Genomic DNA, 26171 nt, shown 5'->3' with positions numbered 1-26171 from the left:
CGGTGGCGATGTCAATGCGCGTTGTGTTCGTCCCGGTTTACGGGCAGAGTCTAAAAAAATCGAGCGATGCAAGGACAAGGAGTAAAGATGAGAAACCTGGATCAACTGGACTTGGACATCCTGGCCCATCTGTTTCGCGACGCGGGCATGACCAACAAGGATCTGGCGGCCCTGGTCGGGGTGGCGCCCTCCACCTGCCTGGAGCGGGTACGCAAGTTGCAGCAGGACGGAGTACTCAAGGGGGCGCACTGCGAGGTGGATTATCAGGCGCTGGGTGGTCATATCCAGGCCATGGTCTCCCTGCAGCTGGCACGCCACAGCCGCCAGATCATAGACGCGTTTCGCGACGCCATCCTGGCACTGCCCGAGGTGATCAGCCTGTTCCACATGGGCGGCAAGGACGACTTCCTGGTGCACCTGTGCGTCTCCGACACCGAGCACCTGCGCAACTTCGTGTTCGATCACTTCACCTCCCGGGAAGAGGTAGTGCACCTGGAGACCTCCCTGGTGTTCGAGCACAGATTCAGCCGCTCCCTGCCCTGCTTCCCACACGGCTGAGCCAGGGGAAATGAAAAAAACCGCCCGAGGGCGGTTTTTTTGTGGGTGCACCCTCAGTTGAGAGCCAGTCTGCTGTCCTGTGCCGTCCGGTAGAGCCCCTGCTGATAGGCCAGGCTGCCCCACAGGACCAGCCCCAGAGCGGCATCCTTCATGGTGCCCGGTTGTGGTGCCGGGGTGAGCGTCTCTGTCGCATCCTCGTAGATGAAGCCTTCCGGCGCTCGCTCGGGCTGCAGGATCACCACATCCTTTCCGCGCATCAGGGCGAAGTTCTTGTCGTATTGCATGATGGCGCGCCCCGGCCAGTCGGCGGGCATGCGGGTGAGATCCTTGCCCAGCATCGGATAGTCGGCACTTATGCCCATCAGGGAGAGCAGGGTCGGGGCCATGTCGATCTGGCTGACGATGCGAGGATCCTTTCTCGGCGCTATGCCGTCCCCCAGGATGATGCCCGGGATGTGGAAGCGGGGGATGGGTACCAGGCTGGCCCCCCCGACCCGACTGTCGTGATCGGCGATGACCAGGAACAGGGTGTCCTTCCAGTATGCCGATGCCCTGGCCTTCTTGAAGAACTCGCCGACGGCGTAGTCCGCGTACTTGGCGGCGTTGTTGCGGGTCTGCTTGGGCTGCTCGTACAGGGCGATGCGGTTGTCGGGGAATTCGAAGGGATCGTGGTTGCTGGAGCTGAACACCAGGCTGAAGAAGGGTTTGCCCTCTTTGTGCAGCGCCGCGAAGGTGTCGTTGGCCTTGGCCATCAGATCTTCATCCGAGGCACCCCAGGATCCTTCGAACACCGGGTGCTTGAAGTCCTTCTGCTCGACGATGGTGGTGAAGCCGTTGCCGAGGAAGAAGCTGCGCATGTTGTCGAAGTGGCTCTCGCCGCCGTAGATGAAGCTGGTGTCATAGCCTTGCCGTTTGAGCAGGTCGGCGATGGTGAAGAAGTTGGTCTGGCTCTTGCCGAGCTTGACCACGGCCTGGGCCGGGGTCGGCGTGAAGCCGGTGAGCACCGCTTCGATGCCGCGTACCGAGCGGGTACCGGTGGCGTAGAGTTGCTCGAAGGCCCAGCCCTGCCGGGAGAGCGCATCGATGTTGGGGGTGAGCGGCAGGCCGCCGAGGGAGCCGACGAACTGGGCCCCCAGGCTCTCTTGCAGCAGGATCACCAGGTTTTTGGGCTTGCCCTGGTAGCTGGCCGTGTTGAAGGTCTGGCTCGGCAGCTCGGCGGAGGTGAAATCACCGAGCGGGCGACCGCTCTCCTCGCGGACTATCTCCAGCACCTGATGGTCAGCCATCTTGCCGTAAAACTGGCTGGCGTCCTCCTCGGCCCCCATCTGCTTGATGGCAAAGAAGAGGGAGTAGGCGGAGTTGACGGTGAGGGCGTTGACCAGGGGATCGTCGGCAAAGGCCACCATGGCCGGGTTCAGGGCGCGGTGGCCGAGACTGGAGCGGGCGCCGAGAAAGCCGACGGCGAGGATCAGCAGGGCGAAGGCGGGGCGCCAGTACCAGCGGGGGAAGCTGAGGTCGCGTACCAGGCGGCCACTCAGCCACCAGCCACCGCCCAGCACGGCGCCGCTGAAGATCACGGCCAGCAGCAGCTCTCCCTTGCGACCTGCCCACAGCATGGAGAGCACCTCCTTCGGATAGATGAGGTACTCCACATAGAGGCGGTTGGGGCGCACCCCATACTCGGTGACGAAGGCGGGGGTGGAGATCTCGAGAAAGAGCATCAGCCAGAGCCCCAGGGTGAGCCAGACCCGGATAAGCTGCATCCAGAGCCGCCCCGGCGTGTGGGGCCCGGCCAGCAACTGGGTCAAGACGGCGGGCACGCCCCAGACCCAGCAGAGGGTGGCGACGTCGACGCGAATGCCTTGCAGCAGCATCTCCTGCCAGCCAGAGACGGCATCCACCCGTTCCAGTTGCCAGAGCCCGAGGCCAAGGCGGCTGACGGTCAGGGAGATGAGCGCGATCAATGAAAAGACGGCGATGGGCCAAACCGGTCCCAGCCATTGTCTGATGGTGGTCATATTGTTCCTGCAAACCTGTTTGCGCCCATTCCCCGGGCACATTGTTGTTATGGTGCGGGAATATGACCGTGGGGCTGAGCAAAGGTTGCATGGGAATGGGGATATATGGAGAAGTTGGCACGTTTTATGATTTTTTGTGACCGGAAGCAGGGTTTGAAGAGAGCATAAAACGCTGGGAAAACTGTGATCCTGCCAGCACAGCGAGGCAACGGCTGTGCCTATAATGGCGCCGAATTTCTCAATCGGAGCCGAAGGGATGCCGGTCTTTATCGATGTGGAATATCTGCGGGGATGGTGCCTGTTCGTGGTGCTGTCCGACGGCACCACGGGGGCGCTGGACCTGACCCCCTGGCGGACCCAGCAGCTGTTCGCGGCGCTGGATTCGGAGCGGCGCTGTGCCCGGGTATTCATCAACCGCCGTCACCAGCTGGAGTGGCCCTCTGGCTGCACCCTGTCGGCCCAGGAGGTTTACCACCTCATCACTCCCATCGACGAGCGTGAGGTCTTCAACGATCGCCAAGGCCGTTGAAAACGACGTGCTAACCCGTTGAGTCAGGTAACGTTTTCAGTCACAGACCCGCTCTGGTCTCACCGTTATCATGACCCCAGTGGGGCGCCTTTCGCGCCCGCAACACCACAGCGGGAACATAACAATGAAACAAGGAACGTTGCGTCGTGGCGGCCTGATCGGGGCCGCCCTGTTACTGACGGCTTGCGGCAGCGGAGGCGGTGGTGCCAGCACCGAGACCGCGCCGCCGGTGGTCAATCCTGCCCCCCCGGCTGCGGCCCGCGCCTGCTACGGCGATGATCAGCCGGCCTGCAACCTGCGCACCTACCAGGTGATGGTGGAGTCCTTCGTCGACGGCGACGGCAGCGCCAACTACGGCGTCAGCTACGGCCCCTCCCGCCACAACGGCGATCTGCAGGGGATCATCGACAGCCTCGACCACATCAAGAGCCTCAACGTCAACGCCATCTGGCTGACCCCGGTGTTCGACTCCTGCGCCGGTCAGGGCGGGGACGACAGGCTGGACGCCACCGGCTACTTCGCCTGCGACTTCTTCAACGTGGACCCCAATTTCGGCAGCAACGCCCTGCTCAAGAAACTGGTGGACGCGGCCCACCAGCGCGGCCTCTATGTCTTCCTCGACGGGGTGTTCGGCCACGTGGGCAAGGTGGGGGTGAGCAAGCCCTCCCCCGAGGGGCGCCTGCCCGCCCTCAAGAGTGGCGGGGCCGGTTATCCCGGTCAGCTGGTGGACTACGGCCAGCCCGAGAGCCTCGCTTACTTCAAGGAGGTGGCCCGTCACTGGGTCGAGCAGTACGGTATCGATGGCTGGCGCCTCGACCAGGCCTATCAGCTCGGCCTCATTGAGTGGCGCGCCATCCGCAGCGAGGTGGAGCGGGCGAGCGCGGCGCGCAAGGCCGCCGGCCAGCAGTGGGGTACCCTGGGCTACCTGGTGGGGGAGGTGTGGAAGGGGGCCGACGAGATCCGGGCCCAGGCCTATGGCAGCAGCGATAACCCGGCGCTCTCCTCGGCGTTCGACTTCCCGCTGCGCTACGGCCTGGTGCAGGCGCTGGCGGTGGAGGAGTCTGGCAAGGGCGGGCAAGGGGCCGGCGTGCTCGACGCCAGCTGGAACAAGGTGGAGAACTACCCGGACCACGCCATGCCGAACCTGATGCTGGGCAACCACGATCTGGTGCGTTTCGGCGATCTGCTGGAGCGCGGCAACTTCAACCCGGAGGACTACTGGCAGCGCCACAAGGCGGCCTTCAGCTTCCTGGCGGCCCGCTCCGGCCCCATCACCCTCTACTATGGCGAGGAGTTCGGCGACGAGGTACCGGGCTTTGCCAAGCAGGTGGGGGGCGATTGTGCGGCCCAGGGGCTCTGTGACGATCACGTGGCCCGCAGCGACGGCAAGGTGCCTGGCGTGACCGGCTTCGTGCCGAACACTGAGCAGAGCGAGCTGAAGCAGTGGCTCGGCGATCTGCTGGCCCTGCGCGCCAAGCATCCCGCCCTCTATCAGGGGGAGCGGGTCAAGCTGGTGGCGGAGGGCAGCGTCTACGGCGACATCAAGCAGACGGCGGGCGAGCAGATAGTCTACCTGCTCAACGTCTCCAGCACGCCCCAGAGCTATGCCCTGCCGGCGGGCAAGCTGCGCAGCGGCAGCGCCCTGGTGGATCTGCAGAGCGGCGAGCGCCTGGCCATCGGCGGCAGCAGCCTGACGGTGACGCTGCCCCCGCTCACCGGCCGCTTCCTGTTGCTGCAATGACGCTGCGGCCGTTACCCGCGCAATGACAAAAGGGTCCCTTGCGGGGCCCTTTTTGCAAGTTCAGGCGATCGCGCTCTGGCCCCGGTTCTCCAGCCGCTGGCGGAAGGCCCGGGCGAGGCGATCGTAGAGATCCTTCGCCTCCCTGTCCTCCACATCCCCCCGGATCCAGGGGTTGTCGATGATCTCCAGCAGCACGCAGCCCTGCCCCTGCTGGCGCAGATCCACCCCGAACAGGCCGTTGCCGAGCTGGTGGACGGCGCGGCGGGCGGTCTGCAGCACCCGCTCCGGCACTTCGGTGAGGGGCAGCGCCTCTATCCGGCTCATGTCGAGAGGGTGCTTGCGGCGGCGGATGCGGTTGCCGGGCTCGGGTCGGTAGCGGCGGCAGGCGAACAGGGGGGAGCCGTCGAGAAAGCCGATGCGCCAGTCGAACTCGGCGGGGATCCGGCTCTGCACCAGCAGCAGGGCGGAGCGCGCCAGCCCCTCGTCCAGCAGGCGGGCGAGCTGGGTCTCGTCGCTTGCCATGGCGAGATCCCGCCCCTGGGCGCCGTCGGGCACCTTGACCATCAGCGGCAGACCGAGACGCTGCACCAGCTCGTCCACGTGCTGGCGGCCGCGCCGGGTCACCACCATGGTGGGGGGCATGGGCACGTCGCTGCGCACCATCAGCTCGTAGAGGTAGAGCTTGTTGCTGCAGGCCAGGATGGCCCGGGAGCTGTCGATCACCGGCATCTTGAGCTGCTCGGCACGGCGGGCGAACTCGAAGGTATAGTGGCCGACCGCGGTCTCGGCGCGCAGCCACAGGGTGTCGAACTCCGGCAGCCGCTCGATGGCGGAGGGGGCCAGGATCTCGGCCCGGATCCCCTGGGCGGCGGCGGCCTCGATGAAGCGCTCGAGGGCGAGGGCGTCGCTGCTGGCGCGGCCGTCCCCCTGATCCACCAGGATGGCGAGCTGGTAGCGCGGTGCCGCCTGCTCCTCGTCGCCCACACCCACCAGGGCCTGGGCGTGCTGCACCATCAACGCCTGCTCGCTCTGGCTCAGCGCCAGCGGTGACAGGCTCTCCTGCTGGCGCACCGACCAGCCGTGGCGACCGCGCTTGAGGGTCAGCTCCTGCAGCGGCAGCTGGCTCAGGCCGTAGTAGTAGCGGGCGAGCCCCGCCAGCTCGCTCTGCTCGCACTGGCCGAAGATGGCGCGTACCCGGATCCTGTCCTCGCTCTGCTGGCTCAGCCAGCCCTGCAGCTTGCGCCACAGCTTGGCGGGGGGCTGCTGGGGTTGCAGCCGGCCGATGGCCTGCAACCCCGGCAGGCAGTGGTGGCCACGGGCCTGGGCCAGCAGGGAGCAGTAGTAGCCCGCGCTCAGGTGCTCCAGACTGCGGCAGAGGTTGATGATGCGCGGACGGCCGCCCGTGGTTGGCAGGCCGTGCTGCAGGTAGGTGCGGGCGGTCAGCAGGTAGTCGGCAGGGCAGGGCCAGTCGCCCGGCTCCTCGACGATGACATAGGTACTCATATTTTGGGCTCCACGGATCAGACTGCCGGAAACGGCAGTATCCCCAGTGGGCTTCGATGCACCGACAAGCACGACAATGGCGCGAGGGGAAACAAGAGGTTACAGTGCCTAATATTCTGCCTTGGTAACTTGTGATACAAGTCGCATTTCTGGTGCTGAGGATAAATAACCGAACAAGGACTCCCCGTGTTGACCGTCCGCGCCGCCCGAACCGACGATCTGGGCGCCATCGTGAAGCTGGAACGCTACTGCTTTCCCCCCGAGGTCGCCTTCGGTCGCAGCCGTTGGCACTATCTGCTCAGCCAGGCCAAAGGGCGCACCCTGATCCTGCAGGACGACAAGGCCCAGCTGATGGGCTACCTCAGCGTGCTGGAGCACAGGGGCTGGGATCGCCTCGTCATCCAGACCCTGGCCATCCGCTGGACGGTGCGCCGCCAGGGCTGGGCCCGCCGCCTGCTGGAGCAGGTGATCCGGGAGGGGCGGGAGGCCGGCTGGGGGGCCATCCGCCTCGAAGTCGCCGACGCCAACGCCGAGGCTCAGGCTCTCTACCACGGGCTGGGGTTTCGCCCAAGGCTGCGGCTGCCCGATTATTACGGGCCCGGCCAGCATGCGCACCGCCTGGTGCTGGCGCTGGGGGATGAGCGGCAGGAGCCATCATGAGTTGCGAGGATTGCCTGGCCACGGCCATCCGGGCCAAGTTGGGGCGCTGTCCGGTCTGCGCTGGCCAGACCTTTCTCATCGGTGCAGTCGGCTGGCTGGTGTGGTGGTGGTGCGGTGCCGACACCTCGGTCAACGCCCTGACCGGTCTGCTGTTTGCGCTGGGTGGCTCGGGCCTCTTCCTGCTGCACCTGGTGGCCTTTGCATGGCGAAAGCTGGTGAAACGCGACAGATAACGTGCTGATTTTAAAAGAAGACAAACAACAATGGAGGTTCACATGATTGCAATGGTAACGGGCGCCTCGTCCGGCTTTGGTGAGGCCATCAGCCGTCTGCTGGTGAGCGCCGGCCATCGGGTGATCGGCACGGGTCGCCGCGCCGAGCGTCTGGCCGTCCTGGCCGACGAGCTGGGGGAGAGCTTCCTGCCCCTGGTGTTCGACGTGCAGGACAAGGCCGCCACCCGCGCTGCCATCGAGGGGCTGCCGGCCGCCTGGCGCGAGGTGGATCTGCTGGTCAACAACGCAGGTCTCGCCCTGGGGCTGGAGCCTGCCCATAAAGCAGATCTCGAGGACTGGGAGCAGATGATCGCCACCAACGTCAGCGGCCTCACCCTGATCACCCGGCTGCTGCTGCCGGGCATGGTGGCGCGCAACCGCGGCCACGTCATCAACATCGGCTCCATCGCCGGCACCTACCCCTATCCGGGTGGCAACGTCTACGGTGCCACCAAGGCCTTCGTGAAGCAGTTCAGCCTGAATCTGCGGGCCGATCTGGCGGGCACCGCAGTGCGCGTCACCAACGTGGAGCCCGGCCTGTGCGGCGGTACCGAGTTCTCCAACGTGCGCTTCCACGGGGATGATGCCAAGGCGGCCACCGTCTACCAGGGGGTGCAGGCCATCCAGCCGGAGGACATCGCCAATACCGTGCGCTGGATCAGCGAGCTGCCTGCTCACGTCAACATCAACAGCATCGAGATCATGCCGGTGGCCCAGACCTTCGGCCCGCTGCACATCAGCCGCCGCTGAGGCCGGCCTGGTGGCTCACCCACCCAAGAGAGGCGCCCTTCGGCGCCTCTCTTTTTTTATGGCGGCGAGGCCGGGGGGGCGTGACTCCGGGTTGTCTGGCGCAAGGTACTCATGTTGGCCCGCAATTTGCTGCCCCCAGGCCATGGCGGGGCGAAGTGCCCCAAAGGCCGGTGCGACCGGCAGTCAGCATGGAGTCTTCATGGATATCAAACCCTATGGTCAGCAGCTCGCCCAGAGCGCGTCCCAGAGCCGTGCCCTGGCCACCCTCGGCGACAGCGACGACAAGCAGAGCGGCTGGTCCCAGCAGGTCAGCCTCTCCAGCCAGGCGCTGACCGGCAAGGCGCAGCAGGCACTCACCTACGAGCACCTGGCCAGGAATGGCAAGAGTACGGCCCTGACCGGTGGCGTCAAGGATGCGCGGGTGCAGCAGATGGTGGACAAGGCCCTGGGCTTCGATCGCAAAAAATTTGACGATCTCGAGAGCCAGATCAAGCGCCTGGCCGACGACAAGACACTCCCGGATGAGGAGCGGGAGAGTCAGACCCGGGGACTCATCGAGCAGCGCGATGCCATGCTCGAGGCGGCCATGGATCGCCTCACTGGCAAGTCGTCGCTCGTGCAGGCGTGACGGGAATGAAAGAGCGTCCTGCCAGGGTGTCGAGATCCCGGGGGGACCGGGCCGGATGAAAGCAGGGAGGGTCTTGATCCTCCCTGCCCAGAGCGGGGATCAGGGCTGTTTCGGGGCTATGCCGATGGCGATGGCCGTGGTCTGCACGGCCTTGATCTGATCCCCCTTGGCGATCAGGGCGAGCTGGGCGGGATCCTTCACCTTGAGGGTGAGGGTCTTGTCCACTCCCTTGACCCTGATGGTCTGCTGCTCCTTGTCGACGTCGATGACGTCCGCATAGATAGTCGTCTGCATGCCGGCGCCGATCGCGGGTTGCTCCCCCGGGGCGGCCTTGCTCTCCTCCGTTTCCACCACCCGTTTTCTCACCCCGGCGGTGCCCTTGAGCAGCGTCAGATCCAGCAATTGCAGGTATCGCAAGGCCACCACGTCCCCGACCTTGAGGCGCTGCAGGTTGCTCACCTTCTCGTCGGCGACGAGATCGAAGGTCCGGCCTTCGGCATTCTTCAGGCTGACCTTGCGGGTGGCCAGATCGATGGCGGTGACGGTGGCCTCGGCCTTCAGCTCCTCCGCCAGGCTGGCCTGACCCGGCGTGACCGCGACATGGGTGGCCACCTCGGCGGCCTGTAACAAGGGATGAGTGCAGAGGGCGAGTGCGCCGGCGATCCATGCGTGCTTCAGTTTCATGATTGAGACCCTGTGGCTGGGAAAGGGACCCCGGGAGGGGTCGTGACGACGGGAGGGCGAGGTCGCCTCCCGCTTTCACCATAGCAAAACCGGGTCAGGGTACCCGTTCGGCATCGCAGTTTTGACGGTGCGCTCTCGCTTTTGACCTGACGGCACGGCAGGCGCACAATCCCCCTGCATGCATTCAACCGAGGGCTCAGCCGTGTACAACTTCCAATATGCCAATCCCACCCGCGTCTGTTTCGGTGAGGGCCAGATCGCCACCCTGGCCGAGCTGATCCCGGCCGGCAGCCGTTTGCTGGTGCTCTACGGCGGCGGCAGCATCAAGCAGAACGGGGTCTATGACCAGCTGACCCAGGCGCTGGCGGGCCGGGAGTGGCTGGAGTTCCCCGGCATCGGCGCCAATCCCCAGTACGATCAGCTGATGGAGGCGGTGGACCTGGTCAAGCGCGAGCGCATCGACTTCCTGCTGGCGGTGGGGGGCGGCTCAGTGGTGGACGGCACCAAGTTCGTGGCCGCCGCAGCCCGCTTCGAGGGGGACGATCCCTGGGACATCCTGCTGCACAAGGCCCCCGTCAAGGCGGCGCTGCCGCTCGGCTGCGTGCTGACCCTGCCGGCCACCGGCTCGGAGAGCAACCCGGCCGCCGTGGTGAGCCGGGGGGAGGCCAAGCTCTCCTTCATGAGCCCGCTGGTGCTGCCGAGCTTTGCGGTGCTGGATCCCACCACCACCTACAGCCTGCCGCCGCGCCAGGTGGGCAACGGGGTGGTGGATGCCTTCGTCCACATCCTCGAGCAGTACCTCACCTTCCCGGTAGGGGGCGAGGTGCAGGACCGGCTGGCGGAAGGCCTGTTGCAGGTGCTGGTGGACAACGGCCCGCGGGCGCTGGCGGAGCCCACCCACTACCAGGTGCGTGCCAACCTGATGTGGGCGGCGAGCCTGGCCCTCAACGGCCTCATCGGCCGCGGCGTGCCCCAGGACTGGTCCACCCACGCCATCGGTCACCAGCTCACCGCCCTGCACGGGCTGGATCATGCCCAGAGTCTGGCGGTAGTGCTGCCCTCCCTGCTGCGGGAGCAAGCGGCCCAGAAGCAGGAGAAGCTGGCCCAGTTCGCCGAGCGGGTCTGGCACTCCAGCCGCGAGGACAGGGCGCTGCGCATCGAGGAGGCTATTATCCGCACCGAGCAGTTCTTCCGGCAGATGGGGGTGGGCACCCGCCTCGCCGACTATGGCCTGGATGCGCGCTGCATCCCGGGGATCTGCTCCAACCTCAAGCTGTTCGGCCTGACCGCGCTCGGGGAGCAGCAGGACATAGATCCGGACAAGGTGGCCAGGATCCTGTCCCACGCGCTTTAAGTCATCCTGGCAACCATAGTGGTGTGGATCCTCTCTCACGCCCTCTGATCACTGACAGGCCAACGGAAAAGAAAACGCCCCGATCATCGGGGCGTTTTGCATGGCGAGGCGCACGGGATGGGGATCAGGCGCTCTTGTCCAGTTCGTGCTCCAGCGCCGCAGCCTTCTGGCGGGCCGGGTGGGTGTTGAGCCGCTGCCAGTAGGCCTGCAAATGCGGGAACTGGTCCAGCTGGCCGCTCTGGGCCAGCAGATCCACCAGGAAGGAGTTCAGGATGTCGGCACCGGTGAGGCGATCGGCCACCAGGTAGCGGCGGTTCGCCAGCACCTCGTTGAGGTAGCCCAGCACCTTGGCGCACTCGGCTTTGGCGTAGTCCGGCAGGAAGCGCATTGGGCTGCCGTCCTTGCGCACGAACATGTCGAGCAGCAGCGGCAGAATGCCGGAGCTCTCGGCGAAGTGGAGCCACTGCAGGTATTCGGCATACTCCGGGCTGTCGGTGGCCGGTGCCAGCCGTTCCGGGGCGTGGCGGGCGATCAGGTATTCGGTGATGGCGCCCGATTCGGCCAGCACCCGGCCGTCGAACTCGATGACCGGCGACTTGCCGAGGGGGTGGACGGCCTTGAGCTCGGGGGGCGCCAGAAAGGTGGTGGCGTCGCGCTGATACGCCTTGATCTCATAGGGCAGGCCCAGCTCTTCGAGCAGCCAGATGATGCGCTGGGAGCGGGATTTGTTCAGGTGGTGCAGGACTATCATGGAAACCTCGACGCAGTGACGGAAGGCGGTAATACGCAGCGGCGCGGTGGCAGGTTCACCGCTGGCCAAAAAAGAGCGGGCTGGATGCCCGCTCCTGCGTTGACTGACTCAGGCCTCCAGCGCCTGATCCAGATCCGCCAGTATGTCCTCGATGGCCTCGATCCCCACCGACAGCCGGATCATCTCAGGTTTCACCCCGGCCTTGGCCTGCTCCTCTTCGCTGAGCTGACGGTGGGTGGTGGAGGCGGGGTGGCAGGCCAGGGACTTGGCATCCCCGATGTTGACCAGCCGCTTGAAGATCTTGAGCGCATCGTAGAAGCGCACCCCCGCCTCGTAGCCCTCCTTCAGGCCGAAGGAGAGGATGGCGGACGGGCGACCCGCCATGTACTTCTCCGCGAGGGGATAGTGGGGATGACCCGGCAGGCCGGCGTAGCTGACCCAGGCCACCTTGGGGTGGTGCTTGAGGTGGTGGGCCACCCGCAGGGCGTTGTCCACGTGGCGCTCCATGCGCAGGCTGAGGGTCTCCAGCCCCTGCAGCAGCAGGAAGGCGTTCATGGGGGCGAGCGCCGCACCCGTGTTGCGCAGGGGCACGGTGCGCACCCGGCCGATGAAGGCGGCAGGGCCGAAGGCCTCGGTGTAGACCACCCCGTGGTAGGAGGGCTCGGGTCGGGTGAGCTGGGGGAAGCGCTCGGCGTGATCCGCCCAGGGGAACTTGCCCGCGTCGACGATGACGCCCCCCAGGGAGTTGCCGTGGCCGCCGACATATTTGGTCAGGCTGTGCACCACGATGTCGGCGCCGTGCTCGATGGGCTTGCACAAGACCGGGGTAGCGACCGTGTTGTCGACGATGAGGGGCACGCCACGGGCGTGGGCCGCCTTGGCCAGGGCCGCGATGTCGACGATGTTGCCCGCCGGGTTGCCGATGCTCTCGCAATAGACCGCCTTGGTCCTGTCGTCGATGAGGGCGGCGATGGCCTCGGCGCTGTCATCCCTGGCGAAGCGCACCTCGACCCCGAAGCTTGGCAGCATGTGGGCGAACAATGTGTAGGTGCCGCCATAGAGCTGGGGGGTGGAGACGATGTTGTCGCCGGCGGCGGTCAGCGCCTGGATGGCGTAGGTGATGGCGGCGGAACCCGCCGAGACCACCAGGCCGGCGATCCCCCCCTCCAGGGCGGCCATCCGCTGCTCCAGCACGTCGTTGGTCGGGTTCATGATACGGGTGTAGATGTTGCCCGGCACCGCCAGGTTGAACAGATCCGCCCCGTGCTGGGCGCTCTCGAACTCGTAGGCCACCGTCTGGTAGATGGGCACGGCCACCGCCTTGGTGGTGGGGTCGTTGGCAAAGCCGTGGTGCAGGGCCAGGGTCGCATCTTTCATCACACACTCCTTGTTGGATGTCGCCATCATGGATGGATAGACGTCCAATCTAGCAGGCCCGGCGCCGATGTAAACCACCCAATCCGGCAAAGCTATGTCGGAGAACGCCATGGCCCGTCCGAAGCCCGCTCAGAGGCGGCGGCGATATTCCCGATCGTCTATCTGGTGCATGTCCCACTGCATCAGGCGGTTGAGCTGGCTCATGGGATCCTCGACCAGTGCCAGGGGACGGTGCAGGATCCGCAGGAAGTAGCGACGCAGGGTCTGCTGGATCCGGTTCGGCTTGAGGGGGGTGGCTTGGCTCATGATGGTGCTCCTGTGCTGTGCTGTGGTGTTCACGTTCGCCAGCAGTATTGAGCTAAAATGAGGAAGTAAAAACTGATGACTTTTCTCACAAGGATTTCCTCTTTTATGCCCAGCAGCCGCCTTTACCAGCAATTCCAACGGCTCGCCCAGCAGCTTGGCGGCGACGAGCGGGAGACAAGCCTCGCCGAGGTGGCGGATCTGCTCTGCTGCACCCCGCGCAACGCCCGCCTGCTGCTGCGCCGGATGCAGGAGCAGGGCTGGCTCGACTGGTCGGCCGAGGCCGGGCGGGGGCGGCGATCCCGGCTCACCCTGCTGGACAACCAGGAGAGCCTGACCCGCCGGCGGCTGCGGGATCTGCTGAGCCAGGGCCAGCTCGCCCAGGCGGTGCGGCTGGCGGAGGATAGGCTGGATCTGCTCACCCCGCTGCTCATCGAGCAGCTCGGCCAGGCCACCCGGGAGGGGCGCCAGATCCTGAGGGTGCCTTACTACCGGCCCTTGCCGCGCCTGCTGCCCACCGACCCCCTGCGCCGTTCCGAGGTGCACCTGAGCCGCCAGCTCTTCAACGGCCTGACCCGGCGAAATGAGGAAAATGGGGAAATCGAGGGGGATCTCGCCCACCACTGGGAGTGTCTGGGTCCCTGCCACTGGCGCTTCTACCTGAGGCCGGCGGTGCGCTTCCACCACGGTCGCATGCTGGCGGTGGAGGACGTGATGGAGAGCCTGCAGGAGCTGCGGGATCGCCCCCTGTTCGCCCATCTCGTCCGGCTGGAGAGCCCCTGGCCCCGCACCCTGGATCTGCACCTCGACAGCCCGGATCCCCTGCTTCCCCATCTGCTGGCGGAGCCGGTGGCGGCCATCCTGCCCCGCGAGCTCAAGGGGGAGCCGGGCTTTGCCCTGCAGCCGGTGGGGACGGGCCCTTATCGGGTGACCGCCAACGATCCCCTGCACCTGTGTCTGGAGGCCTTCGACGACTACTTCGGCCTGCGGGCTCTGCTCGACGAGATCGACATCTGGATGCTGCCGGAGCTGGCGGATCGGCTGGAGAGCCACCTGCGGCTTGGCAGTGACAGCCCGGAGCTCGGCACCATGCGCGGCGAGTCCGAGCTCGAATCCGGCTGCTACTTCCTGCTGCAGGACGACAGATCCGCGCAACTGCAGGATCCCGCCCTGCGCCAGTGGTTGAGCCGGCTGCTCAACCCCATCGCCCTGATGGCGCGGGTTGCCCCCGAGCTGCAGCGGGGCTGGACCAGCGCCCTGGGCCTGCTGCCCCACTGGCGCGAGGCCCTGCCTGCCCCCGAGCCCGCCCCGGCCTGTTTGCCGACCCGCCTGGTGCTGGCCTGCTTCAACCAGCACCTGGAGTTTGAGGAGTGCGCCGGTGCCATGAGCAGCCTGCTGGCAGAGCAGGGCATAACGCTCGAGGTGCGTACCCTGGACTATGGCCACTGGGTGAGCGGGGCGGACGAGGACGTGGATCTCTGGCTCGGCACCCTCAACCTGGAGCACGAACACGCCTTCGCCTCCTATGCCTGGTTGCAGGGGACACCGCTGCTGCGCAGGGTGTGGGGCAAGCGACAGGCCCTGTGGCAGGGATTGACGCAGTGGCGCGCCAGTGGCGTCGAGCCCGGCCCCCGGGCTCTGCTGGCCGAGGTGCAGCGTCAGGGCTGGTTCGTTCCCCTGTTTCACCACTGGCTGGAGCTGGAGAGCCGGGTCGGCGTGCACGGGGTGCGGATGACGGCCCTCGGCTGGTTCGATTTTCGCAGCGCCTGGCTAAGACCCGAGCAGGAGATGGCGGCGGCGGAAACCGGAGGAGGCTCTCACCCCCGGGCCGGAACGCTTGAGTCGTGAGGGTTGGCGCGCTAGCCTGTGCGCGGTCCTACGACAAGGAGTCGATACCCATGCTGGAAATGCAGATCCAACCCCGTTTTCAGGAGACGGACGCCCTCGGCCACATCAACAATACGGTGCCGGCGGTCTGGTTTGAATCGGCCCGTGATCCCCTGTTTCGCCTCTTTTCCCCCGATCTGGATGTGCACGACTGGCATCTGATCATCGCGGGCTACACGGTGCAGTTCAAACGGGAGCTCTTCTATGGCCAGCAGGTGTCGATCAGGACGGGAGTGCGCCGCATCGGCAGCAGCTCCTTCACGGTCTGGCAGGAGGCCTGGCAGGACGGCGAGCTGGCCGTGACGGCCGAGACGACCCTGATCCATTTTGACTACCGGACCCGCCAGTCCCTTCCCCTGAGCGACGCTCACCGGGAGGGGTTGCGGGCCTGGTTGGTAGAGAGTTAATCCGGCCTGCGGGCCCATCACAGGACAACTATGCGCAACACCCTGATCGCTCTGACGCTGGGACTCTGTTCCCTGCCGTCTCTGGCCGCCACGCTGGCGGAACAGTTCACCCTGATGGAGAAGGGGGCCGACAGCGCCCTCGACACCCGGCTGTTCAGCCATGACGGCGTCGACATCAAGGCCTGGATCGACGGCACCCCCGTCATCATCGCCGTGCCCATCATGAACGAGCAGGGCAAGCAGGAGGGGGAGAGCCGCTACTACTTCAAGGGCGGCAAGCTGTTCGGGGTGAAGGAACCTGCCGCCCAGTTCGCCTTCGACGACAATGGCAAGCTGACCCAGTGGCTGGACGACAAGGGCCAGCCGGCCGAGTTCGTCAGCAAGATGAGCATGCAGCAGCGCGAGGCCTGGCTCACCAAACGGTCCGCCGAACTGGGGGCGCTGTTTGCAGCTAGCCCCGCCGAGGAGAAGGCAGACAAGGGGGGCATCAAGCTCAAGGGCGCCGAGCTTGCCCATTGGCTCTGCAACGGCAAGCTGATGACCCTCGCCGGCGGGGACAAGGTGACCTTCGAGCAGGGCAAACTCAAGACGACTGCCGAGGGCATCGAGGGGGAGGTCTCCCTGCGCCGGGAGAAGGGATGGCAGGATCTCTGCCTCACCTGCGAGGTGCAGGGCAACCGGGTGACCCGCCTTACCTGGCAGCCGCTGCCGGGGGCCAACAAGCCGCTGTGAGTACGGCTGCAGCATGAAGAAAGGGGGGCATCTGGCTCCCTTATCGTTGTGGTCTATTCCCCTTCAGGCAGCCGCTGCCGGGGGCAACAAGCCGCAATCAGCGTGACGGTATCAAAGCGAGGGGGCCCGGGTATGGGCCCCCTTTTCATTGCGCCGATGACTCGCCCAGCTTGAGCCGGGTGAGGGCCTCCACCCGTCGCCACTGACCGGGTTCGAACCAGCGCGCCAGTATCTCCTGCTGCTGGCTGGCCCGCGCCTCGGCAGGCAGGGGGGCCAGCTCCGCCAGATAGCCCGTGAGACGCTGTTCGAACTGCTGCTGGCTCTGGGCGAGCTGGTGCAGCCTGTCCACCGCCTCGGGGCCGAGCCGCTCCAGCAACACGGCATCCCGCTCGGCGGGGGGCGCCTGCTCCAGGCGCTGCAGATCCCCGAGCAGACGGCCATTGGCCTCCGCCTCCTGAAACCACTGGGGCTGCTCTGCCAGCCAGAGCGCGAGTTCCTGGCTCAGGGGCCCCTTGTCGGCATCGTCCGCCTCCGCCAGCGCCTTGCGCTTCAGGGTCCACTGCTCCATCAGCCGATCCTCGGCAAACAGCCTGGTCTGCTCGGCCGGGCTGAAGTGTTGCCGGCGTAGCCGCTCCCGCTCGTCAAACAGCTGCTGCAGGCTGGCCAGGCCGGGATCCGTCGGCACGGTCAGCCCCCCCTCAGCCCGCAGAAACTGCCGGTAGCGGGCAAGCAGCGGATCCTCATCCCCCGTCTCCCCCTGTGCGAGGCGCTGGGCCAGCTGGTGGCGCAGGGCACCGCGCTCCGGGGCCGCTGCCAGGTCGGGGGCGGGAGCAGGCCAGAGCAGGACGCCTCCCAGGAGGAGGGCACCCAGGGCGAGGGCGCCCGGCAGCAGGCCTCTCATAGCCCCAGCCCCTGCAGCCGGTTGGCATGCTGGCGATAGAGGCTGACCGGATCGGTGTCGAACAGGTGGTGGATGCCGAAGGATTGGTTCACCTCGTCCAGGTGGTTCATCCGGTAGCCGGTGCCGATCACCTTGCCGAGATGGCTGCTGCAGACCCCCACCAGGCCGTCATTGGGTTCGCCGAAGAAGGTGCCGGTCAGCGCCAGGGCCGGATCCACCGGATCCAGGATGTTGGTCATGTTGCCGCGCCCGCTCCAGGAGAAGTAGTAGACCCCGTTGGCGGCCAGCATGGGCCCCTCACCGCAATGCTGGTCGGGGAGCCCTTCCGGGTAGCGCTGGTTGAAGCGCCGGGCACCTTCGCTGGTCAGGGCGTCGAGGGAGGCGAGGGGATCCTGGGGCAGATCGGCACCTCCGGAGAGCAGGGAGATGACCCCGGAGAGCGCCGAGGCGGCGGCCACCGCCAGTTGCTCGGCCGCCGAACCCGGCGCCACCTTGGCGCGCACCAGGTCGGCGATTTCAGAGCCCTGGTTGACCCCCCCCACGCTGGTGGCGGAAGCAACCAGCTCGGGGGCGACCGAGGCGACGTAGCGAATGGTGGGGCCGCCGTGGGAGTGGCCGATGAGGTTCACCTTCTCAGCTCCGGTGATGGCGAGCACCTGCTGCACCTGCCTGAGCAACTGCTCGCCGCGCAGCTCCGAGCTCTGGGTCGCGGAGACCTGGGCCACGAAGACCCGGGCACCGTCCCGGGTGAGGGCCTGGGGAATGCCGTAGAAGTAATCGACCCCCAGCAGCCGGTCGAAGCCGAACAGGCCGTGCACCAGCACTATGGGGTAGCGGGTCTGGGTATAACCCGCGCTCTGGCCCAGCATGGGCAGGGCGCACAAGAGCACCAATAGCCATCTCTTCATCTTCACCGTCCTTGTGAAAATCGGCTGCCCATCCGGCAGCGACCGGCATCATGCCAGTGTCACCAGCATGGTATGCGAACTCAAATGCATCTGTGGATGGGATCACTAAACCGGGCATTGTGGGAACCGCCTCCCCATATGGGCGAGGCGGTGGCGCCAACCAGATCTTGTGTTCATGACCAGTTTAAGTTAAATAATAATTATTATCATTTAAGTAGTCAAATCATGACGGGAACCTGGGTGAAGGGGTGGATCGGCACCACGGAGGCGGACAGCAGCATGGCGCACTGGAAGGGGCAGACCCTGAGTGGCAACCGCCATTTCGAAGCGGGGGAGCACGCCAGGGCACTCGACTGCTACCAGCAGGCCCTGTGGCTGGCTCGCCAGCAGTTTGCCAGCTGGCCGGATGCCGACGAGGCGGTGGCAGCCCTGGTGGTGGCCCACCACAACCTGGCGGATCTGCTGGTGGCCATGACGCTGCCAGAGCGGGCGGCCGATCTGCTGTGCCACATCCACGACTGCCTGCTCGCCACCAGCCAGTCTCCCGCCAGCTCAGAGGTGCTGCGAGCGGCGGCCCTGCGCCACAGCCGCAGCACCCGCACCGAACTGCTTGCCTTCGTGCGCAGGCACGGTCACCACGACGGCATCCAGCACTGCCTGGGTCAATGCCACTGCCAGACCGGGCCCGCCCATCAACTGCATTGAATCCAACACGAGAGAGAACGAACATGAGCCATACCCTGCCTGCTCTTCCATACGCCTATGACGCCCTGGAGCCCCATATCGACGCGCTGACCATGGAGATCCATCACAGCCGCCATCACCAGACCTATGTCACCAATCTCAATGCCGCCCTGGCCGATCTGCCGGAGCTGGCTGCCCTGCCGTTGGAGGCCCTGCTGGCCAGCGTCGACAGCCTGCCAGCCGCGGTGCAGGGGGCGGTGCGCAATCACGGCGGCGGCCATGCCAACCACAGCCTGTTCTGGCAGGTGATGAGTCCGCAAGGGGGCGGTGAGCCGACGGGTGAGCTGGCCGCGGCGATCCAGCGGGATCTGGGCGGGCAGGAGGCCTTCAGGCAGGCCTTCACCCAGGCGGCCCTGAGTCGCTTTGGCAGCGGCTGGGCCTGGCTGGTGGTGGACGAGACGGGCAAGCTGCAGGTGGTGAGCAGTGCCAACCAGGACAGCCCCCTGATGGACGGGCTGGTGCCCATCCTGGGGCTGGACGTGTGGGAGCACGCCTACTACCTCAAGTACCAGAACAAGCGTCCCGACTACATTGCCGCATTTTACAACGTCATCGACTGGCCCGAGGTGGCGCGGCGCTACCGTGGGGCGCTGGCATAAGGCTGGCGGATGCGCCTGACGTACCCAATGAAGAGACCCGCCAATCGGCGGGTCTCTTCATTTGCTGGGTTCGGGGATCAGTCGGTCGCGCTGGTCGGTGCCGCCGCGCTGGTGGGGGTGGCGGCACTGGTCGGGGTCGCGCCGCTGGCGGGGGCAACGGCCTGGGTGGCCGCACTGGTGGCCACGGCGCCGCTGGTTGATACGCTGGCGACGGGGTCGGTTGCCGGCACCCGGGATGGCGGGGGCAGGCAGGGCTGGCTCGCCCCTATGGTGCTCAGGGACTGGCAGGGGGCGGGGGCGCCGATGACGATGGGCTCACCGAGGAATTTGGGCCCCTTGTCCAGCACGTAGAGGTCGAGCAGCCCCATCAGGCGGGCGAACACCTCGCGTACCCGGGTCTTGATGCCCTGATAGGCGCTGGGATCCACGGCGTTGAAGCCGACCGCCTCGATGCCGAAGTGGCGGGCGATGAAGATGGCGCGCTCGTTGTGAAAGGCCTGGGAGACCACGGTGAAGTGGCTCTGGCCGAATACCTCCTTGGCCCGGACGATGGAGTCCAGGGTGCGAAAACCGGCGTAGTCGCTGTAGATGGCGCTGGCCGGGATGCCGGCCTGGATCAGGGCTCGCCGCATCTGGCGCGGCTCGTTGTACTGCACGGTGGCGTTGTCGCCGGAGACCAGGATGTAGTCCACCTTGCCGTTGTTGTAGAGCTCGGCGGCGGCCTTGATCCTGTACTTGAAGTAGTGGTTCGGGCTGCCGCCGATCAGGTATTTGGAGGTGCCGAGCACCAGGGCGACCCGGTTGTAGGGCACCGCATCGACGTCGTCATAGGTGTAGTGACGGGCGTCGGAGACGGTCCACTCGCTGTAGCCGAGCAGGGCGGCGGCGAAGGCCAGCAACAGGCAGAGGCAGGCGAGCAGGATCTTGGCAAACTTCTTCATGCGCGGTGCGGTTCGGGTCTGAAGTAAGAGATGACAGGGGGCCATTCTATTACAAGTTGCCGCGGCGCGTCAGGTCTGATGGCGGTGAAGGGAGTCACTCGGGCAGAGGTTGTCGCATGACGGGAGTGGCTAACTGCTTGATCCTGTCCCGCTTAACATCCTCCAATCAAAAGGGCGGCCATGGCCACCCTTGGGTATCGATGCCAGCGTCTCAGTGGGAAGAGTCGTTGGCCTGCGCGGCCAGCAGGGTGCGGGAGGGTTTCAGGTTGCCGCCGAGATCCGGCCAGGGGAGCCACTGGTCCGGTACCATAAAGCCGGGTAACGACAGCCTGATCCAGGCGGCCAGCTCGGCAGGGGGGACAGGTTCGCCGTGCCAGTCGATAAAGGCGGCGGGGCGCTGGCCCCACTCCTCGCTCGGCACCGGCACCACCAGGGCCTGGGCCACGGCGGGGTGATCCACCAGCCGCTGCTCTATGGTCTCGGGCTGGATGTTCTCGCCCCCCGAGATGAAGAGGTTGTCGAGGCGTCCCTCCACCACCAGCTCGCCGCCTGTGGTGAGGTAGCCCTTGTCCCGGGTGTGGAACCAGCCGCCCTGATCGAGGGGCAGCGCCAGCGCGCCGTCCTTGAAGTAGCCCGCAAACAGGGTCTCGCCGCGCACGCAGATCTCCCCCTGCCGAATGCAGACCTCCCGCCCCGGCAGGGGCAGGCCCACCACGCCGGCCCCGGCGGGTTGGCCGGTACAGACCTGGCTGCCCATCTCGGAGAGGCCGTAGCTCACCTTGGGCACCAGCCCCATGGCGGCCAGCCGCGCCACCAGGGGGGCCGGGATGGCGGCGCCCCCGAGCAGCAGCTCGCGCAGCCGGGTGCGGCCGGGATCGAAGCCCTGTGCCAGCAGACGCCAGAGCTGGGTCGGCACCAGGGAGAGGTGGGTGATGGGCTGGCGTTCGAGCCGCTCCCCGAGGGGGCGGCTGCGATCGTCCAGCACCAGGGCGGCCCCCGCGAGGAAGACCCGGAAGAGGATGGCGTAGCCGCCGACGTGGAACAGCGGCAGGGAGAGCAGCCAGCCGCAGCGCTCATCGAGCGGGATCAGGCTGGTGGACCCCCGCGCCGAGGCCAGGTGGTTCGCCAGGCGGTGCACCACCGCCTTGGGCGTGCCGCTGGAGCCCGAGGTGAGGATCATGTTGTTGAGCCGCGCCGGCACCAGCCAGACGGGCTCCTCGTCCATCTCCCGCTCGGCCGTGAAGTCCAGCCGCAGCGCCTGCCAGGGGCCGGTCGGGATCTCGCTCGCCGACCAGCAGGCGGCCACGTCAAGCTGGCGCGCCAGCTCGGCCTGCCTGGCAACGGGGAAGGCGGGGTTGAGGGGGCAGAAGACGAGGCCGGTGCGCACGCAGGCCCAGGCCAGCAGGACATCTTCCAGGGCGCCGCGCACCACGGCGACGAGGCGGTCTCCGGCCTTCAAGCCCGCCTGCTCCAGCTGCTGGCACAGGGCGTTGAGCCGTGCATCCAGCTGCCGGTAGCCGAGGGTCTCATCCGGATGAGGGGCGCCGTGGAGGGCGATGCGGTCGGGGGCAACCCGTGCCCAGTGGCGTACCGGACAGGGTTCGACGGGGTGAGGCGCCGGCGACAGGCTTTCCCGGTCAGTCACGGTGGAACAGGGGCTCCATCTTGCCGGGATCGGGTTGGCCCTGCGGGTCCAGCAGATCCCCGGCCAGCCAGCGCCGGGTGTCGAGGCCGGGGGCTTGATCCGGTGCCCACTCTCCCGCGAGGCGGGCGAGCTGGCCCAGACCCACTCCGGACTCGAAGCAGGAGGAGACGATGACCTTGAGGCGCAGCTCCCGGGCGCGGGCCACCAGGGCCTCGCAGCGGGTCAGGGACCCGAGCAGGGTCGGCTTGAGCACCAGGGCGCGCAGCTGGGGGATGGGCTCCCAGTCCTTGCCCTGGGCCAGCAGCTCGTCCAGCGCCACCGGCATGCCGGTGCGGCTGGCGACGAAGGCGATGTCCTCGAAGTTGGCGCAGAGATCTTCCAGATATTCGATCCGGTTCGGATCCAGGTGGCCGCAGAAGGCCCAGGCCTCCTCGCGGTTCCAGCCCTGGTTGGCATCCAGCACCAGCTTGAGATTGGGGCGCCTGTCGAGCAGCAGGCGGATCAGGGCCAGCTCGTCCCGCATGGGGTAGCGGGCAACCTTGAGCTTGGCCTTGAGGGGCGTCTCGTGCAGCCACTGCTTCCAGTTCTTGAGCAGCTCCTGGGGAGAGCCCTGAATGAGCGGATAGGGCTCGGGCAGGGGGGCGCCCTGCTCGGGCCAGTGGCGGTGCGCACAGTCCAGGCCGAACTGCACCGAGGGTAGCCGGGGGGCCGTGGTCTGCCCCCGTGCCAGCCTGGCGAGGCAGTCGAGGGCTTCCGCCTCGGCCTCGGCCAGGGTCTCTCTGGAGAAGCCGGGCAAGGGGGCTATCTCCCCCCAGCCGTTGCCGATGCGCACCAGCAGGCCCTCTCGCGCCACCTCCACCTTGCCGTGAAAGGTCAGGGGCTGGGTAAAGGGCAGCTGGTAGCGATAGAGGGCGAGTGTCATCAGGGATTCCGCTTGTATTTGGAGAAGTCGGGACGGCGTTTCTCGTTGAACGCGTTGCGCCCTTCCTGACCCTCTTCGGTCATGTAGAACAGCATGGTGGCATTGCCCGCCAGCTCCTGCAACCCGGCCTGGCCGTCGCAGTCGGCGTTCAGGGCGGCCTTCAGGCAGCGCAGCGCCATCGGGCTGTGTTGCAGCATCTCGCGGCACCAGCGCACGGTTTCACGCTCCAGCTCGGCGACCGGCACGACGGTGTTGACCAGCCCCATGTCGAGGGCCTGCTTGGCGTCATACAGACGGCACAGGAACCAGATCTCGCGGGCCTTCTTCTGGCCGACGATGCGCGCCATGTAGGAGGCACCCCAGCCGCCATCGAAGGAACCCACTTTCGGGCCGGTCTGGCCGAACTGGGCATTGTCGGCGGCGATGGTCAGGTCGCACATCATGTGCAGCACGTGGCCGCCACCGACCGCGTAGCCGGCCACCATGGCCACCACGGGTTTCGGGCAGGTGCGGATGTCGCGCTGGAAGTCGAGCACGTTGAGGTGATGGGTGCCTTCATCATCCTTGTAGCCACCGTAGTCGCCACGGATCTTCTGGTCACCGCCGGCGCAGAAGGCCTGCTCGCCGAAGCCGGTGAGGATGATGGTGCCCACCTGATCGTCGTAGCGGGCATCGGCCAGGGCCTGCAGCATCTCCTTCACGGTGCGGGGGCGGAAGGCGTTGCGCACCTGGGGACGGTTGATGGTGATCTTGGCAATGCCATCCCGGGACTTGTGATAGAGGATGTCCTCGTAACCGGCGGAGCAGTCTTGCCACTCGACAGGGGCGTAGAGCTCGGCTTCCGTCATCGCTTCAATCATGGATCTTCTCTTCTGGTTGGTTGACCCACTCCCGCAGGAGCCGGGCAAAGGTATCGGGCTGGCCGGCGTGCAGGTTGTGCCCGCCTTCCAGAGCCAAGTGTTTGATATTGCAGCCTTGCTTTACCAGCTGGCAAGCCAGGCCATGGAATTTGTGATCCCGGTTGCCGGAGACCCAGCACACCGGCAGCCCGGTTTCCCCGAGCCAGGGGGCGAGGTTCGGCTGCCTGCCCAGGGAGGTGGCCCGCAGCATGGCGGCCACGGCCCTGCCGTCGTTGCCAAGGCGCCGGGCGGCCTGGCGGGCCCGGGCGGCGTTGTCCAGATCGGCGAACACCCCTTGCAGATACCAGTCTGCCAGCACCTCGGCCAGGGGTTCCTGCTCGAAGCGCTTGGCCCACTGCTCGTCGTGGGCCAGGCGCGCGGCGCGCTCCCCGGCGGGCAGGCCGGGATGGCAGTTCTCCAGCAGCAGGGCTTGCAGCCCCGCCGGGGACTGGCTGGCGTGATAGAGGGCGAGGCGTCCACCCAGGGAATAGCCCGCCAGGCGGTAGCGACGGATGCCACGGGCGGCGAGCTCGTCGCAGAGCCAGCGATGGGCTTCGTCAAAGCCGCTCACCCGCAGTGCCCGGTTGCGGCCGTGGCCCGGCAGATCCAGGGGATGGCATTCGACGTCGGGCAGGGCCCGGATGACGGGCTGCCAGTCGTCGGTGTCGCCGAGCAGACCGTGCAGCAGCACCAGGACTGGCCGGTCAGCGTTAGACGCCACGGATAGCGGCTCCCAGCGCCTTGAGATCCTCGGCGACTTCACTGCTCGGCACCTTGATTTCAATCAGGGTAACCCCGCTTTGCAGTGCAGTGGCGTAGTCCCGTTCAAATTCGCCCAGGGTGGTCGGCGCCCGGTACTGCAGGCCGAACATGGCGGCGGCGTGCTCGAAGTGCAGGCCGTGGGGCAGGCAGTAGTAGGTCTCCAGCAGTGCGTCTTTGGTCGGCACCGGCAGCATGCGGAAGATGCTGCCGCCGTCGTTGTTGAGCAGGATCACCACCATAGGGCGGCTCCCCTTGCCGAGCAGGGCCAGGCTGTTGAGGTCGTGCAGGGCGCTGAGATCCCCGAGCAGCAAGGTGGTGGGCTCGTCGCCGTCCGGCCGGACCGACTGGGCGAAGCCATGGGCGGTGGCGATCAGGCCGTCGATGCCGGAGGCGCCGCGGTTGGTCATCACCCGGCTGGGGCCGTGACCCGCCTCGCCCAGCATGTCCATCAGCCGGGCCGGCATGCTGTTGCCGACAAACAGCTGGCCCCGGATGAGCCGATTCAGGCGATGGCAGACCCCGAGCTCGGAGAAGCGATCGCAGGCGGCGCGGATCTGCTGGCTGATGCCCTGCTGGCGCTCTGCCAGCCTGTGCCAGGGTTGCTGCGGGTGCGCCACCGGGTGGGCCGCGGCAAAGGCGTCGGGCTCGCACACCAGGCGCCGGCGCAGCCGGTAGTCGGGGTCGAGCCGGGCCGGCTGCGGATCCACCAGCCAGTAATCCTGCCAGGGGTGCTGCTTGATGAACTGGCCGAGGCGCTTGGAGATGAGGCGGGCGCCGAATTGCAGCAGCACCTCGGCGCGGGCCAGCTCGGTCACGAAGCAGCTGTTCTGCAGGGCGAGGTCCGTGTGCACCAGATTGCAGGTGTCGAAGCGTATCTGGCTCTGCAAGTCCGCCAGCAGCGGCCAGCCGAGCCGCTCGGCCAGCGCGGCGACCGCCTTGCCTTGCGCCGGATCCTGGATGCGCCCGGCGACGATGACGCCGCGCCTGCCGGTGAGGCTGTCCCAGTCGGGTTGACGGGGGCAGTGCTGTTCGCTCTGCTGCCAGGGACTCCAGGGCTCGCCCGAGTGGAGCCAGTCCCCGAGGGGGGCCAGATAGGCGGAGAAGTCCAGGTAGGCATCGCCCGGATAGAGGGGCTCGGGGTACATGCAGTTGAAGTGTACCGGCCCCGGCGTGTGCGCCTGCCGGGCCAGCGCCTGATCCACCGAGCTCAGCACGAAGGCGGCCGGGATGCTGGGGGTGGGGCTCGGCAGGTTCTGCTGGTGGACGGGGTAGCGGCCGAAGATCCCCTGCTGGTCGATGGCCTGGTTGGCCCCGTTGTCGATGAGCTCGGGTGGCCGGTCGGCGGAGAGAATGATGAGCGGCACGCCGGTCAGCTGGGCCTCGGCCACTGCGGGCCAGAGGTTGGCCACCGCGGTGCCCGAGGTCATGATCACCGCCACCGGGCGACCGCTCCCCTTGGCCAGCCCCAGCGCCATGAAGCCCAGACCCCGCTCGTCAAAATGCAGGTGACGGCGAAACCCCGGGTGGGCGGCGGCGGCCATGGTGAGCGGCGCCGAGCGCGAGCCGGAGGCCAGGGCGATGTCGCGCACGCCGAGGCGATAGAGCTCTTCCAGCAAGAGGGAGGACCAGACGTGGTTGAAGGTGGCATGGTGGCTGGCAAAGGCGGGATGCGCGGACACTTGGCTGGCGGACATGG

Annotated in this window: 27 protein-coding genes; 13 read left to right on the top strand and 14 right to left on the bottom strand. The window is 66.8% G+C overall.

The annotated features are described in order from the left end of the window. The first annotated feature begins 87 nt into the window (after nucleotides 1-87). Nucleotides 88-558, top strand: coding sequence for an Lrp/AsnC family transcriptional regulator (locus BN1136_RS18760; protein ID WP_043757071.1), 471 nt, complete (start codon nucleotides 88-90; stop codon nucleotides 556-558). A 53-nt stretch (nucleotides 559-611) separates the two neighbouring features. On the opposite strand, the gene BN1136_RS18755 is transcribed toward BN1136_RS18760, so the two are convergent. Next, the gene (locus BN1136_RS18755; RefSeq protein WP_043757074.1) at nucleotides 612-2576 is read right to left on the bottom strand and encodes an LTA synthase family protein; all 1965 of its coding nucleotides are present in this window, start codon (nucleotides 2574-2576) and stop codon (nucleotides 612-614) included. A gap of 256 nt (nucleotides 2577-2832) precedes the next feature. Between BN1136_RS18755 and BN1136_RS18750 the strand changes: the two genes are divergently transcribed. Continuing rightward, the gene (locus BN1136_RS18750) at nucleotides 2833-3105 is read left to right on the top strand and encodes a DUF2442 domain-containing protein (RefSeq protein ID WP_043757079.1); all 273 of its coding nucleotides are present in this window, start codon (nucleotides 2833-2835) and stop codon (nucleotides 3103-3105) included. Nucleotides 3106-3229: 124 nt separating this feature from the next. After that, on the top strand, nucleotides 3230-4846 hold the full coding sequence (locus BN1136_RS18745) for an alpha-amylase family protein (protein WP_043757082.1): 1617 nt from the start codon (nucleotides 3230-3232) through the stop codon (nucleotides 4844-4846). Nucleotides 4847-4906: 60 nt separating this feature from the next. Here BN1136_RS18745 and BN1136_RS18740 read toward each other — a convergent pair whose 3' ends face one another. Then, the gene (locus BN1136_RS18740) at nucleotides 4907-6349 is read right to left on the bottom strand and encodes a RimK family protein (RefSeq protein WP_043757085.1); all 1443 of its coding nucleotides are present in this window, start codon (nucleotides 6347-6349) and stop codon (nucleotides 4907-4909) included. A 186-nt stretch (nucleotides 6350-6535) separates the two neighbouring features. Between BN1136_RS18740 and BN1136_RS18735 the strand changes: the two genes are divergently transcribed. The 4 genes from BN1136_RS18735 to BN1136_RS18720 all read left to right on the top strand — a co-directional run bounded on the left by BN1136_RS18735 (nucleotide 6536) and on the right by BN1136_RS18720 (nucleotide 8659). Beyond that, nucleotides 6536-7009: a GNAT family N-acetyltransferase gene (locus BN1136_RS18735; RefSeq protein ID WP_043757088.1), complete on the top strand. Its 474-nt coding sequence runs from the start codon at nucleotides 6536-6538 to the stop codon at nucleotides 7007-7009. Next, entirely contained in the window at nucleotides 7006-7242 is a 237-nt protein-coding gene (locus BN1136_RS18730; RefSeq protein ID WP_043757090.1) for a DUF3624 domain-containing protein, read from the top strand. Before BN1136_RS18735 ends, BN1136_RS18730 begins: the two co-directional genes overlap by 4 nt. Nucleotides 7243-7284: 42 nt before the next feature. After that, nucleotides 7285-8031, top strand: a complete 747-nt coding sequence (locus BN1136_RS18725; protein ID WP_043757095.1) for an SDR family oxidoreductase — start codon at nucleotides 7285-7287, stop codon at nucleotides 8029-8031. Nucleotides 8032-8230: 199 nt separating this feature from the next. Beyond that, nucleotides 8231-8659: a hypothetical protein gene (locus BN1136_RS18720; RefSeq protein WP_043757097.1), complete on the top strand. Its 429-nt coding sequence runs from the start codon at nucleotides 8231-8233 to the stop codon at nucleotides 8657-8659. 99 nt (nucleotides 8660-8758) lie between these two features. Here BN1136_RS18720 and BN1136_RS18715 read toward each other — a convergent pair whose 3' ends face one another. Next, nucleotides 8759-9343: a hypothetical protein gene (locus tag BN1136_RS18715; protein ID WP_043757100.1), complete on the bottom strand. Its 585-nt coding sequence runs from the start codon at nucleotides 9341-9343 to the stop codon at nucleotides 8759-8761. 178 nt (nucleotides 9344-9521) lie between these two features. On the opposite strand from BN1136_RS18715, the gene BN1136_RS18710 reads away from it, so the two are divergent. After that, on the top strand, nucleotides 9522-10697 hold the full coding sequence (locus tag BN1136_RS18710) for an iron-containing alcohol dehydrogenase (protein ID WP_081843573.1): 1176 nt from the start codon (nucleotides 9522-9524) through the stop codon (nucleotides 10695-10697). A 124-nt stretch (nucleotides 10698-10821) separates the two neighbouring features. Here BN1136_RS18710 and BN1136_RS18705 read toward each other — a convergent pair whose 3' ends face one another. From BN1136_RS18705 to BN1136_RS20070, 3 genes are all read right to left on the bottom strand, one after another. Further along, nucleotides 10822-11448 (bottom strand): glutathione S-transferase family protein, encoded by a 627-nt coding sequence (locus tag BN1136_RS18705; protein WP_043757141.1) that lies wholly within the window; start codon nucleotides 11446-11448, stop codon nucleotides 10822-10824. Nucleotides 11449-11556: 108 nt separating this feature from the next. Continuing rightward, nucleotides 11557-12825 (bottom strand): O-acetylhomoserine aminocarboxypropyltransferase/cysteine synthase family protein, encoded by a 1269-nt coding sequence (locus BN1136_RS18700; protein WP_043757106.1) that lies wholly within the window; start codon nucleotides 12823-12825, stop codon nucleotides 11557-11559. A 129-nt stretch (nucleotides 12826-12954) separates the two neighbouring features. Next, entirely contained in the window at nucleotides 12955-13131 is a 177-nt protein-coding gene (locus tag BN1136_RS20070) for a hypothetical protein (protein ID WP_081843575.1), read from the bottom strand. Between the two features lie 105 nt (nucleotides 13132-13236). Here BN1136_RS20070 and sgrR point away from each other — a divergent pair, with 105 nt between their 5' ends. From sgrR to BN1136_RS18685, 3 genes are read left to right on the top strand one after another with little or no spacing between them, the layout of a single operon-like run. Next, complete coding sequence (sgrR, locus tag BN1136_RS18695; protein WP_043757108.1) at nucleotides 13237-14976, top strand: HTH-type transcriptional regulator SgrR; 1740 nt, start codon at nucleotides 13237-13239, stop codon at nucleotides 14974-14976. 50 nt (nucleotides 14977-15026) lie between these two features. After that, nucleotides 15027-15422 (top strand): acyl-CoA thioesterase, encoded by a 396-nt coding sequence (locus BN1136_RS18690; protein ID WP_043757110.1) that lies wholly within the window; start codon nucleotides 15027-15029, stop codon nucleotides 15420-15422. Nucleotides 15423-15452: 30 nt separating this feature from the next. After that, nucleotides 15453-16154: a hypothetical protein gene (locus tag BN1136_RS18685; protein ID WP_043757113.1), complete on the top strand. Its 702-nt coding sequence runs from the start codon at nucleotides 15453-15455 to the stop codon at nucleotides 16152-16154. Between the two features lie 145 nt (nucleotides 16155-16299). On the opposite strand, the gene BN1136_RS18680 is transcribed toward BN1136_RS18685, so the two are convergent. Then, on the bottom strand, nucleotides 16300-17055 hold the full coding sequence (locus BN1136_RS18680) for a lipase secretion chaperone (RefSeq protein WP_043809042.1): 756 nt from the start codon (nucleotides 17053-17055) through the stop codon (nucleotides 16300-16302). Next, on the bottom strand, nucleotides 17052-17963 hold the full coding sequence (locus BN1136_RS18675) for a lipase family alpha/beta hydrolase (RefSeq protein ID WP_043757178.1): 912 nt from the start codon (nucleotides 17961-17963) through the stop codon (nucleotides 17052-17054). The genes BN1136_RS18680 and BN1136_RS18675 overlap by 4 nt, the downstream gene beginning before the upstream one ends. Before the next feature lie 279 nt (nucleotides 17964-18242). Between BN1136_RS18675 and BN1136_RS18670 the strand changes: the two genes are divergently transcribed. Then, nucleotides 18243-18668, top strand: a complete 426-nt coding sequence (locus tag BN1136_RS18670) for a hypothetical protein (RefSeq protein WP_043757214.1) — start codon at nucleotides 18243-18245, stop codon at nucleotides 18666-18668. A gap of 23 nt (nucleotides 18669-18691) precedes the next feature. Beyond that, nucleotides 18692-19306 carry a superoxide dismutase gene (locus BN1136_RS18665; protein ID WP_043757179.1) on the top strand — a complete coding sequence of 205 codons (615 nt, stop codon included), beginning with the start codon at nucleotides 18692-18694 and terminating at the stop codon, nucleotides 19304-19306. Between the two features lie 77 nt (nucleotides 19307-19383). On the opposite strand, the gene BN1136_RS18660 is transcribed toward BN1136_RS18665, so the two are convergent. From BN1136_RS18660 to menD, 6 genes are all read right to left on the bottom strand, one after another. After that, on the bottom strand, nucleotides 19384-20292 hold the full coding sequence (locus tag BN1136_RS18660; protein WP_043757182.1) for a SanA/YdcF family protein: 909 nt from the start codon (nucleotides 20290-20292) through the stop codon (nucleotides 19384-19386). A 166-nt stretch (nucleotides 20293-20458) separates the two neighbouring features. Further along, nucleotides 20459-21892, bottom strand: a complete 1434-nt coding sequence (locus BN1136_RS18655) for an AMP-binding protein (protein ID WP_231557910.1) — start codon at nucleotides 21890-21892, stop codon at nucleotides 20459-20461. After that, nucleotides 21885-22814: an o-succinylbenzoate synthase gene (gene menC / locus BN1136_RS18650; protein WP_043757186.1), complete on the bottom strand. Its 930-nt coding sequence runs from the start codon at nucleotides 22812-22814 to the stop codon at nucleotides 21885-21887. The genes BN1136_RS18655 and menC overlap by 8 nt, the downstream gene beginning before the upstream one ends. Continuing rightward, complete coding sequence (menB, locus tag BN1136_RS18645; protein WP_043757191.1) at nucleotides 22814-23674, bottom strand: 1,4-dihydroxy-2-naphthoyl-CoA synthase; 861 nt, start codon at nucleotides 23672-23674, stop codon at nucleotides 22814-22816. Before menB ends, menC begins: the two co-directional genes overlap by 1 nt. Then, on the bottom strand, nucleotides 23667-24434 hold the full coding sequence (gene menH / locus BN1136_RS18640) for a 2-succinyl-6-hydroxy-2,4-cyclohexadiene-1-carboxylate synthase (protein WP_043757192.1): 768 nt from the start codon (nucleotides 24432-24434) through the stop codon (nucleotides 23667-23669). Before menH ends, menB begins: the two co-directional genes overlap by 8 nt. Further along, nucleotides 24424-26169, bottom strand: a complete 1746-nt coding sequence (gene menD, locus BN1136_RS18635; RefSeq protein WP_043757196.1) for a 2-succinyl-5-enolpyruvyl-6-hydroxy-3-cyclohexene-1-carboxylic-acid synthase — start codon at nucleotides 26167-26169, stop codon at nucleotides 24424-24426. The genes menH and menD overlap by 11 nt, the downstream gene beginning before the upstream one ends. Between the last annotated feature and the right edge of the window lie 2 nt (nucleotides 26170-26171).

It is taken from the genome of Aeromonas taiwanensis (assembly GCF_000820165.1).
Taxonomy (GTDB): domain Bacteria; phylum Pseudomonadota; class Gammaproteobacteria; order Enterobacterales; family Aeromonadaceae; genus Aeromonas; species Aeromonas taiwanensis.
Note: the sequence above shows the minus strand (reverse complement) of the source record. Positions and strands in the feature narration are given on the sequence as shown.